Source organism: Microcoleus sp. N9_A1 (genome assembly GCF_036701795.1).
Lineage (GTDB): Bacteria > Cyanobacteriota > Cyanobacteriia > Cyanobacteriales > Microcoleaceae > Microcoleus.
Window position 1 is genome coordinate 1 of the sequence record NZ_JAUBRI010000060.1, and the last position, 13,292, is coordinate 13,292.

The 13,292-nt window shown below is 45.9% G+C and carries 12 protein-coding genes; 8 read left to right on the plus strand and 4 right to left on the minus strand.

Annotated elements, in window-relative coordinates; genetic code table 11:
* Nucleotides 1-385 precede the first annotated feature (385 nt).
* The 4 genes from QUA58_RS23385 to QUA58_RS23400 all read left to right on the plus strand — a co-directional run bounded on the left by QUA58_RS23385 (nucleotide 386) and on the right by QUA58_RS23400 (nucleotide 4,572).
* Complete coding sequence (locus tag QUA58_RS23385) at nucleotides 386-1,246, plus strand: inositol monophosphatase family protein (RefSeq protein WP_333396247.1); 861 nt, start codon at nucleotides 386-388, stop codon at nucleotides 1,244-1,246.
* A gap of 160 nt (nucleotides 1,247-1,406) precedes the next feature.
* Nucleotides 1,407-2,087, plus strand: coding sequence for a Crp/Fnr family transcriptional regulator (locus QUA58_RS23390; protein ID WP_333257103.1), 681 nt, complete (start codon nucleotides 1,407-1,409; stop codon nucleotides 2,085-2,087).
* Nucleotides 2,084-3,985, plus strand: coding sequence for a M61 family metallopeptidase (locus QUA58_RS23395; RefSeq protein WP_333257101.1), 1,902 nt, complete (start codon nucleotides 2,084-2,086; stop codon nucleotides 3,983-3,985). The genes QUA58_RS23390 and QUA58_RS23395 overlap by 4 nt, the downstream gene beginning before the upstream one ends.
* 113 nt (nucleotides 3,986-4,098) lie before the next feature.
* Nucleotides 4,099-4,572 (plus strand): TerB family tellurite resistance protein, encoded by a 474-nt coding sequence (locus QUA58_RS23400; protein ID WP_333257098.1) that lies wholly within the window; start codon nucleotides 4,099-4,101, stop codon nucleotides 4,570-4,572.
* Nucleotides 4,573-5,122: 550 nt separating this feature from the next.
* Here QUA58_RS23400 and QUA58_RS23405 read toward each other — a convergent pair.
* Both QUA58_RS23405 and QUA58_RS23410 read right to left on the minus strand, forming a co-directional pair.
* Complete coding sequence (locus QUA58_RS23405) at nucleotides 5,123-5,653, minus strand: peptidoglycan-binding protein (protein ID WP_333257095.1); 531 nt, start codon at nucleotides 5,651-5,653, stop codon at nucleotides 5,123-5,125.
* A 271-nt stretch (nucleotides 5,654-5,924) separates the two neighbouring features.
* The gene (locus QUA58_RS23410; protein WP_333396248.1) at nucleotides 5,925-7,574 is read right to left on the minus strand and encodes an NAD(P)H-hydrate dehydratase; all 1,650 of its coding nucleotides are present in this window, start codon (nucleotides 7,572-7,574) and stop codon (nucleotides 5,925-5,927) included.
* A 114-nt stretch (nucleotides 7,575-7,688) separates the two neighbouring features.
* Between QUA58_RS23410 and mnmA the strand changes: the two genes are divergently transcribed.
* Nucleotides 7,689-8,780: a tRNA 2-thiouridine(34) synthase MnmA gene (gene mnmA, locus QUA58_RS23415; RefSeq protein ID WP_333257091.1), complete on the plus strand. Its 1,092-nt coding sequence runs from the start codon at nucleotides 7,689-7,691 to the stop codon at nucleotides 8,778-8,780.
* On the opposite strand, the gene QUA58_RS23420 is transcribed toward mnmA, so the two are convergent.
* Nucleotides 8,777-9,007: a hypothetical protein gene (locus QUA58_RS23420; RefSeq protein ID WP_333396250.1), complete on the minus strand. Its 231-nt coding sequence runs from the start codon at nucleotides 9,005-9,007 to the stop codon at nucleotides 8,777-8,779. The genes mnmA and QUA58_RS23420 overlap by 4 nt on opposite strands.
* Before the next feature lie 119 nt (nucleotides 9,008-9,126).
* A complete protein-coding gene (locus QUA58_RS23425; protein ID WP_333396253.1) occupies nucleotides 9,127-9,711 on the minus strand; it encodes a hypothetical protein in 585 nt (194 codons plus the stop codon).
* A gap of 538 nt (nucleotides 9,712-10,249) precedes the next feature.
* On the opposite strand from QUA58_RS23425, the gene QUA58_RS23430 reads away from it, so the two are divergent.
* The 3 genes from QUA58_RS23430 (at nucleotide 10,250) to QUA58_RS23440 (ending at nucleotide 13,270) form a co-directional block, all read left to right on the plus strand.
* A complete protein-coding gene (locus QUA58_RS23430; RefSeq protein WP_333396254.1) occupies nucleotides 10,250-12,223 on the plus strand; it encodes a PP2C family protein-serine/threonine phosphatase in 1,974 nt (657 codons plus the stop codon).
* Between the two features lie 77 nt (nucleotides 12,224-12,300).
* The gene (locus QUA58_RS23435; protein WP_333257013.1) at nucleotides 12,301-12,879 is read left to right on the plus strand and encodes a DUF6272 family protein; all 579 of its coding nucleotides are present in this window, start codon (nucleotides 12,301-12,303) and stop codon (nucleotides 12,877-12,879) included.
* A 46-nt stretch (nucleotides 12,880-12,925) separates the two neighbouring features.
* Entirely contained in the window at nucleotides 12,926-13,270 is a 345-nt protein-coding gene (locus QUA58_RS23440) for a slr1659 superfamily regulator (RefSeq protein ID WP_333257010.1), read from the plus strand.
* The last annotated feature ends 22 nt before the right edge of the window (nucleotides 13,271-13,292 follow it).

A 13,292-nucleotide genomic window follows, 5' to 3' on the forward strand; every position in this document is an offset into this window, starting at 1 on the left:
AACTATTCATTACTCCAATCCTCTTCCTTCTAGGTAGAGGTCGCACTCATCTGTCAACTGTCAACTGTCAACTGTCATCTGTCAACTGTCAACTGAAAACTCCAAATGCCTACTTTTCTTTGAATTCGGTTTTATTATCTTGACCCTTTCCTTCAGGGCACTACCCAATTTAGATACGGGACAGCTTAGTATCTGCTTAGTGTCTAAAATTTTTTTGAGTTCCACGAATCTTGTCTGGCGCTTGTATAGCAACAGCCCAGATGGTTAAGAAACCCGGTTTCTCGGCACCTGCGCGCAAATCCTGTACGAGTGAGTCAGAAACAGTGAAACGCGCCGATCGATTCCAATGACTTAAGCTTTTATGCTGAAGTTAGCTAAAAAATTTATGTTTAACCTCATGTATATTTCTCCAGAGCAAGATCAAAAAATTCGCTACACCCTACGCGAGTGCGGTCAAGAAGCTTACAAGCTAGCAGCCCAACCTTTTGAAGTTTCCGAGAAAGGGCCCAACGACTACGTGACGAGTATCGATCGCTACTTAGACGGACAACTATCGGCAGCATTTAGCGCTTTGTTTCCTGAAGACGGCACGATCACCGAGGAAAATGCCGCCTCCAGAGCAGCTTACGGGGCTAATTACCAGCGTCTCTGGTGCATCGATCCCCTCGACGGGACTGAAGAATTTATTCGGGGAAAACTGCACTACGCTTCGATGGTGGGGCTGCTGCTTGAGGACGAACCGGTGGCCGGCTGGCTCTACGCCCCCGCTTTTGAGCAAATGTATTTTGGCGGCAAAGATTGGGGATTGTTCCAAACTGTGGGAGACCAAGCGCCACAGCCGATCGCGCTGTGCAAACCCCCTGCCCCGACAGCGGAAAATTGTAAAATTATTCTCGGAGACAAAGACCAGAAAAACTACGCCCGGGCGATCGCCCAAAGCATCCCCGGAGCCGAATTTTACTCGCTGGGCAGCTTTGGTTTAAAAGTGATGGAAGTCATCTTCGGTCGAGCCGGTTTGTACCTGTATCTCAACGGCAGAGTTAAAGTGTGGGATACCGCCGGCCCTCTGGCTCTAGCAAAAGCAGCCGGATTAGTTTGTTGCGATTTGCAAGGTCAACCGCTGAGGTGGACGGCAGATGCGATCGAACCGGAGACTCTGGCGCACACCCAGTCAATCGCGATCGGCTGGCCGGAATACATAGAACCTCTGTTGGGCAAAGTTCAACAGGCAGTGGCAGGCTTGTAAACCCGTTTACGATTAAAGAATCTGTCAATTTTACGTGAACCGGGCCTCTGCACCCTTATCATCAATTAAAGGAGCAACGGATTGTTTGTGTTCCCAAACATCGATCGTTCCCTAGCTGTTGGGTGTCGCCTAATCATATTTCCCACCTCCGCGAGTTTGCATGAAGACAGAAGCTTTCAGTGAGCTATTCCCTCTATTTAAGGGTGCTAACCCAGAAACCTTGGGAGGGCTGCTATCAAATGCCGTCAAGCATGAGTATCCCCCGGGCCGAGCTGTGGTGATGGAGGATTCTTGGGGCAACGCGATTTACTTTGTCGTGTCTGGCTGGGTAAAAGTCCGCCGCTTGTCAAACGATCGAGCTGTATCAATGGCTATTTTAGGACGGGGTGCATTCTTCGGCGAAATGGCCATTCTTGACGAATCCCCTCGATCGAATGACGTACTTGCTCTATCGCCCGTGCGGCTGCTCAGCGTCACGGCTCAGCGATTTATCCAAACCCTGTTTAAAGACCCGCAATTGCACCACCGGATGCTGCAACTGATGGTGCGGCGGCTCCGCCAAACCAATCTCCGCTCTCAACTCCGAAACCGCCAGCCAGCGGTTAAACTAGCAAATACTTTAGTTGAGCTGGCAGAAAACTACGGTCAGAAAACTGCTGAGGGCAAAGATATCTTCAATATCCCCTATGAAGACTTAGCGGATGTCACAGATATCACCCTAGATGAAACCAGCAAAATTATGGAAAAACTCGATAGTAAAGGCTGGCTCAAAATCGATCCCGACCGCCAAACTATCCATTTGATCAACCTCAAGCACTTGATGAATTTGGCAAGTCAATGATTGATGTCACTTATGAGGATACCTCGTCCGCTGCCGGCAACCTGAATCGGCAACTAACACCACCGACAATTCAATATTCGGTGGCAATGCCCAATCCTGAATCCCACCTGTTTGAAGTGACTTTGCGCGTGCAAGGTTGGTTGGAGCCGGTTCTGGATTTAAAAATGCCTGTCTGGACTCCCGGTTCTTACTTGGTTCGAGAGTACGCCCGCCACCTGCAAGATTTTCGATCGCTATCGGGCGATCGAGCTTTACCTTGGCGCAAGAAAAGCAAAAATCACTGGCAAATCGATACAAATTCGGTTTCAGATATCACGGTTCGCTACCGCATTTTTGCCAACGAACTGACAGTGCGAACCAATCATTTAGACTCGACTCACGGTTATTTCAATCCAGCGGCTTTGTGCTTTTTCTTGCCCGGTTTTGAGCGCCACTGCTACACCGTTACCGTTGTGCCGCCTCAGCCCCAATGGCGCACTGTTACTACTTTGCCGCCTGTTTCTGGCCAAAATCTTACTTTCGCTGCTGCGGATTTTGACACTCTCGTAGACAGTCCTTTTGAGATTGGCTATCACGAAGTGTACGAGTTTGAAGTGATGGGAAAACCCCACCAGCTAGTTGTTTGGGGAAAAGGCAATTTAGAACCCGATCGGGCGATTCGAGACATCCAAAAAGTTATCGAAGTCGAGGCAAAAATGTTCGGCGGTTTGCCTTACGAACGCTATGTGTTTTTCCTGCATTTGTCTGGCTCTGGTTTTGGTGGTTTGGAACACAAGGAGAGCTGCACTCTCAACTATCCGCGTTTTAGTTTTCGGGCTAAGGAAAAGTATGAACGCTTTATTCAGTTGGTAGCTCACGAGTTTTTTCACCTGTGGAATGTCAAGCGCATTCGACCGAAAGCTCTCGAAGTATTTGACTACGAACAAGAGAACTACACTCCTTCTTTATGGTTCTCTGAAGGCACTACCAGTTATTACGATTTGGTGATTCCTTTTCGAGCTGGTATCTACGGCGTCAAAGGTTATTTCCAAAATTTGGCTAAGGAAATCACTCGCTTGCAGACGACTCCGGGGCGGAATGTACAGCCTGCGAGCGAGTCGAGCTGGGATGCTTGGATTAAACTTTATCGCCGGGATGCTAACAGCGATAATTCGCAGATTTCCTATTATTTGAAAGGGGAAGTTGTTTCGTTTTTGCTCGATTTGTTGATTCGAGCTAGACATGGCAATGAGCGATCGCTCGACGATGTGATGCGTTTGATGTGGCAGCAGTTTGGGAATGCTAATTCGACTGAAAATGGCGATTTTGACCTGAAGTCGGAAACAGACGGCAAGTCGGCGCATTTGACATCAAACGGAGAGTTAAATTCTCATTCGCTGCCCGCAGAAATAGGCTTTACTCCCGAAGAGTTGCAAAGTGCGATCGAGTCGGTCGCCGGCATCGATTTGAGCGACTTTTTCGCGCGCTATATTGACGGCACAGAAGAGTTGCCTTACAACAAGTATCTGGAACCTTTCGGGCTGCAAATTTGGGTAGATGAAATTGACCAAACACCTCGCATCGGTTGGACGTTGGGAGCCGAAAACGCGCGGGAAATGGTTAAATTTGTCGAAATAGGCTCTCCGGCACAATTGGCGGGAATTGACGCTGGGGACGAGTTGCTGGCGATCGAAGGTTTTCGGGTCAATTCAGAACAAGCGGGTGAGAGGCTTAAAGATTATCAGCCGGGGGACACAATAGAGGTGACGGTTTTTCATCAAGACGAACTGCGGACTTGTCGCGTGACTCTCGCGCCGCCCCGCCCTGGCCGCTACTTGATCGTGCCCGTGGAACAGCCCACCGCTATTCAGAAACAAAACTTTACTGGATGGCTGGGAGTTCCTCTATCGAAACTGTGACATAAATGAAGGGGAAAGGGAAGGGGAAAGAAAAGACCAAAAGGAATCAAGCTCAATTCCCAATTCCCAATTCCCATTTACCAATTCCCAATTCCCATTTACCAACTTTGATTATGCAAACCCCACCTCCTCCATCAATTACGCCCCGCCAGATGAATCTGCTGAGAATTGTTGCTTCTATGGCCTGGGCTGACGGCGAACTCGCCACAGAAGAAGTTAATTTAATGCTCGATCGCTTTTGTCGTTTGTTTGCCCCAGATACCGACGGACAACAAATGCAACAAGAACTGCGGGATTACATCATGCAAAATATTCCCCTTGATGAGTTGATCGGTCAACTAGAAACTCAAGATGAAAGGGAATTAGTCCTGCAACTCGGCTATGAAGTGATTTCTTCTAGTTCTCGCACTCCCGATGAACCAAAAATTAACGCTGAAGAAGCCGCAGCTTATCAAAAATTAGTGCAGTTGCTGAATCTTTCAGAGGATGTGGTTAAGCGTATTGAAGCTGAATCATCGACCGCATATACTTCAGAGGGAATTGTCGAGAAGATGGCTCACAAATTAGAAAAGTTCATTAAAGGCTAGTTCGTGACTTGCGTGCGCTTGGCTTAAAAACCCGGTTGATTCCTAGATTTCTCCTTACTCAATCTGGAATTTTTCGTAGAAACCGGGAATAAGCCCCCCATGCGTAAGTCTTGTTAGGTAAGTATCGGCCTAGTAATTTTCTGAGTGCAACTATTTAAAACTAAATCAGAAGGGAAATAAACCGGATAGTGACTCCCAATTTCCTACGATATACTAACAAATAAACACGCAAAAGTCGAGAATATTTTTCATCGCCGGGAACGGTAACAGAATTTGCGTGAAGCGAAGCTATCCCGCAGGGAATCGCCCTTCCCGCGCGCTGTCTTCCCCTTAACGAGAATTAGGGACTTAGGCAAAGCCTAAATCCCTAATTGAGCTACCGATTTTTTGCCATCACTCAAAGTGATATCGTTTCTGGTTGTATCAAAATAATAAAATCGAGTCAACAGTCAACACTCAACCATTCAGTTTTTCGACCCGCCCGTCAACAGTCAACAGTCAACAATCATTTCGCTCGTACAACCGAAATAGATATTAATCCAACCAGTCATTAGTGCGGTAACTTGCTGAGGGCGTGCCAAGTTCTGTAGCCGACAATTCCATCTTGCGGTAAAGCCATGCTAATTTGCAATTGTCGCACTGCTACATCTGTCATCGGCCCGAATAATCCGTCAATAAAGCCGAAATAGTATCCATTGATTTTCAAGACATTCTGAACAATTTTAACAGCATTACCAGAACTGCCCTTCATGACGATCGGCATATTCACAGGTGCACCAGAGTATAGTGCTTCCCAAGTGAGAGGGCCGACAATCCCATCTTCTTGTAAAAAGACGCGGTGTTGATAGCCTTTGACGGCGTTTTGAACTTGGACGCCGAAAATACCGTCCATCGGCCCGAAATAATATGCCCAATGATAAAGAAGCTGTTGTAGTTCCTTGACAGCTTGACCTGTTGAACCGATTTGTAAAGTGGGTTTGTTTATTGCAGCGGTTTCAGCAAATGCCAGAGTTGATTGAGCAATAGTATCGGCGACGAGAGCCATAGTTTCATTGTTCAAGCTTCTTTCTTCGGTGTACATAATGTGGTTCCTCTCAATATTTAAGTTTTGGTCTGTGATATTTCAGGTATAACTGGTGGAATTTGTGGATGCACAGTCACTTTTTCGAGTGTCACTCATGTGAGTGTCACTGGTTTGAGTTACCCGTTGGTTTGTCGTAAGGAATGCAAGTTGTAATATTTTTATGATGACTTTAGTTGTCAATACAAACCAAGGGGTAAGGTGCGCGGTGGACACCTACCCAATACAAAGATGCGGGGTACGCACTCTATCAACTCATGTTGATTGTTTACTAAGAAAATTCTCGCAATGTGGGAATTAAATACTGTGTCAAAGTAAAGGCATCTACTCCTAATTCCGTCCGTTCTTTGGCAGCCATGATTCCGGCTTGAGCGTGCCACCAAGCTGCTGTTGCTGCAACTGATTGGGGGGGGGATTTGCGGGCGATCGCACTTGCTAACAGTCCCCCTAACAAGCCGGTGAGAACGTCGCCGCTGCCGCCTCTGGCGAGGGCTGGGGTGCTTTCGGGATTGAGGTAGGTGATGGTACGTGAAGCGTAGCTATCCCGTAGGGAATCGCCATCCTCCTTCCAACTTATGCAAACTCTCGCTCCTTTGAGCAATACCGCTGCACCGCAAAGCTGAGCTGCAGCTTGAGTTGCGGCAATTCGATCCTCGCCCGTTTGATCGGCTAATTCGGGAAATAAACGCTTGAATTCGCCCGGGTGAGGCGTGATAATTGTCAGTGCTGAGCGTTCGGACAAAATCGGGACTGTGCCGAGTTGAGCGAGGATATTTAAACCATCAGCATCTAAAACCAGAGGTCGATCGCTCTCCAGTACAGATTCTACAGCTATTGCGGCTTCCAATGTCAGACCTGGCCCGGCCGCGATCGCATCATAAGAACTCAAATCAATTGCTACTGGTAACTCGCTAATTGCACCGCTTTGGGTTTCGGGACATCCTATAACTAATGCCTCTGGCAACTGACTGCTCAAAATCGGTTTAATCGACTCAGGAACAGCAATTGACAGCATTCCGATGCCGCTTGCTCTTGCTCCCAATGCTGCCAAAATTGCGGCTCCGCTGTAGCGGCGGGAACCTGCAATAATTAGTAAGTGACCGTTGGTGTATTTGTGCGAAATTGGCGATCGGGGTAACGGCAAATGCTGAGTTGCCGATGCTTTTGTTATGCGTTGTATTGCTGGCGTTTCGCCCAAGATTGCTGCAATATCTGCTGCGGGAATATCAAAATCAATTAATTCTGAGCTGCCGATATATTCTAACGCTTTGTCTTGCAGAAATGCCATTTTCCACAAACCCAAACATAATGTATGTTTGGCCCGGATTGCCGTTCCCAAAACTGCTCCGCTATCTGTATGAATTCCCGAGGGAATGTCTATACTTAAAATGGGGATATTTAAATTATTAATTTCGTCAATAGCTGCGGCCGTAGCGTTATTAATTTCTCGTTCTAATCCAAACCCAAATAAACCATCTACGAGCAAAGTGCACTTTTTCAGCGGTTCAATTTTGTCAACAAATGGAATATTTAAAGAACGCGCATAATCAGCGTGATTTTTAGTGAGTTCTTTGAGTTTAGAAAACGGGCAGTAAATAACTACTTGGAACCCTTGAAAGTGCAATTCGCGGGCAACAACCAAAGCATCGCCGCCGTTGTGTCCCGGCCCAACCAATACGCCGATAACTGGCAATTGAGAATTGTCAATCTTTTTCCATTCTCCCCTCTTCCTTCTATCCGTTACATCGGTTATACAATCGGTTGCCGAACTTCCTTCCGCTTTCAAAAGCTCCTGAATGCGTCTAGCAATCAGTCCCGCGACTTTTTCCATTAAAGCTGCGACTGGCATTCCAGCAGCAAAAATTCTCGTTTCTATTTGCCGCATTTGGTCGGCGGTGACAACAAATTTTTGAATAGTCATATTAGTGCTAAAATTTCAGCTAACAGCAGCAGTGGCAAGTTGTAGTATACTTGTGGTATAATAAATTAGCTCGATCGAACAAAGTAACAGTAAAATAGCAATTTCTCTCCAACCATGAACAAGATTGTTGTAGGCCTCTCCGGCGGGGTCGATAGTTCCGCAGCAGCCGCAATTTTACACCATCAGGGATATGAAGTGGTGGGTTTAACGCTGTGGTTGATGAAGGGCAAAGGTCAGTGCTGCTCTGAGGGAATGGTCGATGCAGCTAAAATTTGCGAAGATTTGGGCGTGCCCCACCACATTGTTGACAGCCGCGAGGTCTTTCAGGCAAGTATTGTCGATTATTTGGTGGAGGGTTACAGTGCAGGAGTTACACCTCTGCCTTGTTCGCAGTGCAATAAAACTGTGAAGTTCGGGCCGATGCTCAAGTATGCTCGCGAAGAACTCGGAATTGAAAAAATCGCTACAGGGCACTACGCTCGGATTGCTTACGATGCTGCTACAGGTCGCTATCAGTTGCTGCGGGCGATCGACCCTGCGAAAGATCAGTCTTATTTCCTGTATGATTTAACACAGGATTTGTTGGCGGGTACGGAGTTTCCTTTGGGGGAAATTACCAAGACAGAAACTCGCAGAATTGCGGCGGAATTTGGATTGACAACTGCTGATAAGCCGGAAAGTCAGGATTTGTGCTTGGTGGAAAGTAACGGTTCGATGCGGGCTTTTCTGGATAAGTACATTGCGCCGCAAAAGGGTGATATTGTGGACAAGTCAGGGCGGGTGCTCGGACAACATGACGGCGTGCACCACTACACCATCGGCCAACGGAAGGGACTCGGGATTGCTGCACCGGAACCGCTGTACGTGATTGAACTTGATGCTGCTGGCAATCGGGTAATTGTGGGCGATCGACAGTTGGCAGTAGAATCTGAATGTACAGTCCAGAAAGTGAATTGGGTTTCTGTGGCTGCGCCGATGGCTCCGATTCGGGCTCAGGTACAGATTCGATATCGATCGCACCCCGTCCCCGCTACAATTATTCCTGTGGAACCATCCCAAGCAGAGGAAAAAGTCGGCGGTACAAGAGTTAAGTTGATTTTTGACGAACCGCAGTTGAGCATTACCCCCGGACAAGCGGCTGTTTGGTATGACGGCGATGTGCTGTTGGGTGGCGGCATCATCGAAAGAAACCAACTCCCAAATTAAAGCAAGGGGCGGGCTAGAAGCCCAACCCCTACTCCCCACAAGAAACCACCCACAAAAAAACTCACTCTTTGTGGAACAGGCATCTTGCCTGTTTCCAGAAGCTCATCCCACAAGAAACCACCCACAAAAAAACTCACTCTTTGTGGAACAGGCATCTTGCCTGTTCCCAGAAGCTCACCCCACAAGAAACCACCCACAAAAAAACTCACTCTTTGTGGAACAGGCATCTTGCCTGTTCCCAGAAGCCCACCTACAAGAAACTTCCCACAAGAAAATTCACTCTTTGTGGAACAGGCACCTTGCCTGTTCCAAAAGCAAATTTATTTTTCATTTCACAGGGGTACATTTACCTAACTAACTTCTTTTCCAAACGCAAGATATTTCCCCTAGCATTAGTACGGTAAACCCAAGTTTGCCTACCATCAGAAACTACAACCCGCCAACCTTCGACAATCATTTGACCGCAAATTTCATCCGCTTTCGAGAGTCCTAAACAAGTATTCGGCCAACTTTGTCCGCTCGATTCAGTTACTTTCAACTTGTTAGCAGCAATGCCAGTTTGGCGCGACAAGTTTTGGCGAACTGCTGCTGCTACGGTTGCGGGCAATTTGTTCGGGGGATTTTGGCGCGTCGTCTCGGCCAAATTGCCCGGTTCGGAAATTAGAGTATTAAGTGCCAATACCGAATAGCTGATTTTTTGGGACACCGCGGCTGAGGAAAATTGCTGCGCGGTTTGCTGCTGTTGCCTTTCCAACTGGGCAAGGGAAGATTTGAGAGCGCCCGCGTTAGCTGCTGCGGTGTGTCTTAGCGCCGGATACATTTCCCATACCAGAATTCCTGTCAGCACCAAAGCCAAGATTACAGGATTGGGCTGCTTTTGGTCTCGGTTTTTATTCTTTTGAAATTTATTTTTGGAGATTCTTTTCATCATACGCCCTCTGCCTCACTTTACACAATGCGCGATCGCTCCTGAACACTCAACTGCAGATACTTATTTAGACACTATTGCTGGTGCTATTGGTTCCTTTGTGCAGAACCGACTTGACTGCTGGTTGCTGGTGCGGCCCAAGTATTTCTACTCGCTGCGGGCACTTGTGTTTCAGGAAACTTGCACTACCCAGTTATTACTTAATTTTTACTTTTTGTCTCAGGGTATTAAGAAAAATTTATGCTTAAGTAAATATTCTTAAAAGCCTCTAATCTTGCCCCCGAACCTCAGTACAAATTACTATTCGGCGTTCCAAAACTGCTAAACGTGTTTTAGACTGTGGGAGGCGAGCTGAGCCAAGGATATCACAGGGATGCCTCAAAATTAGTTGCAACAGGACAAAAACGCATTAGAAATTAAATCAGCTATCGCTGATTAATTATATTAGCCTTGTGGTTTTCTAGAGCGAGCGATCGTCCCCTAAACTACTTTAGTAGCGATCGCTAGTTTTTTAGTACAATATTGTTGAAATCTATCGATTATGAACAGAAAATCCTTGGGAATCCATTTAATGAATCGGCTGAGCTATCCTCAAAAATTTACCTTAATTGGTTTTCTATTTGCAATACCGTTAACCTTGGTGATGTACCTGTTGATTTCCGAAATTAACAGCAGGGTTGATTTTGCCCAAAAAGAAATCTACGGTAATGAATATCTGCGCCCGCTGCGACAGTTGAGGGAATACATACCGAAGCTTCAACTGTTAAATTATCAGGCTTTAAATCGCAATTTAACCAATCTCGATGCCAGGAGAAATTTAGAAGCTAAGATAGAGGCAAACTTTCAATCTCTGGCAAATACAGACCGCCGACTAGGAAAAACTTTAGTTAGCAGCGACAAATTTAATAATTTATATCAAAACTGGCAAAATTTTAAACTTCGCCGCAGCCAGTGGAGTATAGAAACCTACGATGTTGTATATAAAAAATTAGCAGCAGATATTAATAAATTGAGCGCTCACGTCGGCGATACTTCCAATCTAATATTAGACCCAGATCTAGATACCTATTATTTGATGGATGCTAGTTTGCTGAAGATCCCAGAAATGCAAAAAATCTTGTCAGAGATTAGGCTGGTTTCTCAAAAAAGTAGCGCCCGTTCCGATGCCACACCTGAAGAAAGAGCGAAACAGATTACTTTAGCCGACAAATTGAGAGAACTTAATCAAGATTTAACAATCAATATGGAGGTAGGATTTAGTAATAATCCTCACGGGAATCTGCGAAAGAAATTAAGCGAGCGTTTGACCAACTTTAACTCGGTAGTAGAGCAGCTAACTACGCAACTAGATAAACTGATTAATCCCACAGCCTTGGTGGAATATGATGCCTATCTTGATGGGAGCTATCGAGTTCTAGATTCGAGTTTTGAACTGTGGGACGAAAGTCTCACTGAATTAGACTTTTTGCTGCAAAAACGTATTGATAATTTTGTGACAAAACAAAATGTAATTTATATTTTTGTGTTAATAATATTAGCAATAGTGCTTTATTTATTTGTATCTTTTTACAGGTCAGTGATGCAAACTGTATTTGTGCTTGACGAAGCGTCAAAAAAGATGGCAAGCGGCAATCTAGACCACAAAATCATTTTGGATAACAGAGATGAACTCGGGCAAGTTGTGGGTTCGTTCAACAAAATTGCCGATGCCTTAGTTGGTGCAAATCAAAAAATTACTGTTCTCAACGATCGCCTGAAAGCCGAAAATATGCGGATGAGTGCCGAACTAGACGTTACTCGCAAGATTCAGCAGATGCTGCTGCCGAAAGACCGAGAACTAAATGAAGTTATCGGCTTAGATATTGCGGGATTTATGGAAGCTGCTGATGAAGTAGGCGGGGACTATTACGACGTACTCCAGCACGAAGGTAGAGTGAAAATCGGGATTGGGGATGTGACGGGACACGGATTGGAGAGCGGCGTTTTAATGATTATGCTTCAAACGGCAGTCCGAACTTTGCTCGCCTACAACGAACCAGATCCAGTGAGATTTTTCACAGCTATTAACAGTGTGATTTACGATAATGTGCAGCGCATGAAATCCGATAAAAACGCCACCCTTGCTTTGCTAGACTATGAGGAGGGGATGCTGAAGTTGAGTGGCCAGCATGAAGAAATGATTGTTGTGCGGTGTAACGGTTCTGTCGAGCGGTTTGATACGATCGATTTGGGTTTCCCGATCGGGCTGGATGCAGATATTGCTGAATTTGTTGCGGAGAAAATTGTGCAGTTGTATTCAGGAGATGTGGTAGTGCTGTACACTGACGGGATTACAGAAGCTAAAAATATGGAGAAACTGCTGTATGGTTTAGAGAGGTTAATTGAGGTAATAGAGATTAATTGGCAGCGTTCGCCTGCCGAAATCAGGGACGCTGTAATTAAGGACGTGCGATGGCACATCGGCGAACAAAAAGTTTTTGACGACATCACGTTGCTGGTACTCAAACAAAAATAACTATTTGGATATCCCTTCTAAAGTTTAAAATATATTCAGTGATGCCCCTCATCTCAAACTTTAGCTCTCACATCGATATGACTCAGATTTTCGGCGATTTTATCGAGCAGCCCGCTAGCCAAGAATACTTGATAATTGGATTTTCTCCGAGTTCGGTTCCTCTCAAGCAGCGGTGGCGGAACAACGGTTTGTCGGCGGATTTTCTGGCTGACTACCTGATGACTTTTTTTCCGGGCCAGGAAGACGCCCCCTCGACAATTAACAGACAAGCTGAAATCAAAAGTGCTGTTAGCTATATTGCTAACGAGTTATTAGAGAATGCGATGAAATTTAATGATGAAACCTCGGAGTACCCGATCGACATTAAACTGCTGTTAGAGAGCGACGGTGTGATTTTCTCAGTTGCTAACAGCATCTCTCCGCAAGCTGTGGACAAGTTTCAGGCTTATATTCAGCAGTTGCTGACCTCGGAACCCAGCGAACTTTACCTTCAGCGCCTGGAAAAAAATGCTGCTGACGAAAGCTGTATCAATTCTGGATTGGGTTTGTTGACCATGCTCACCGATTATACCGCCAAACTTGGCTGGAAATTTCAGACCGTGCACAAAGACCCGGAAGTAATTGCGGTGACAACTATGGTGCAATTAACAGTATAAGCAACGCGGGCGATCGATAATATCTGAGGGACTTTTTTTGGTGGCTATGGAAATTAATACACAAGATTACCAGATCTGTTACGATCCAGCAACGGCAACCGTGAGTTTTATTGGATATCTAAGGCTGAGCGGGCCTGCAGAGTACACGCCGATAGCGGAGTTGCTGACGAAGGTTGCCGACTTGGAACAGACGAAAATTACTCTCAATATGCAGCAGTTAGAATTTTTGAACAGTTCTGGCATCAATATGCTATCAAAGTTTATTATCGAGGTCCGCAAAACAGCCAGGGTGCAAATGGCGGTGCAAGGCTCTCAAACCATAGCTTGGCAAGGTAAATCTTTTAAGAATTTCCAGCGCCTGATGCCGGCTTTACAGTTGGAATTTCTATAGAAACACAATTAGTTTTAGGGTG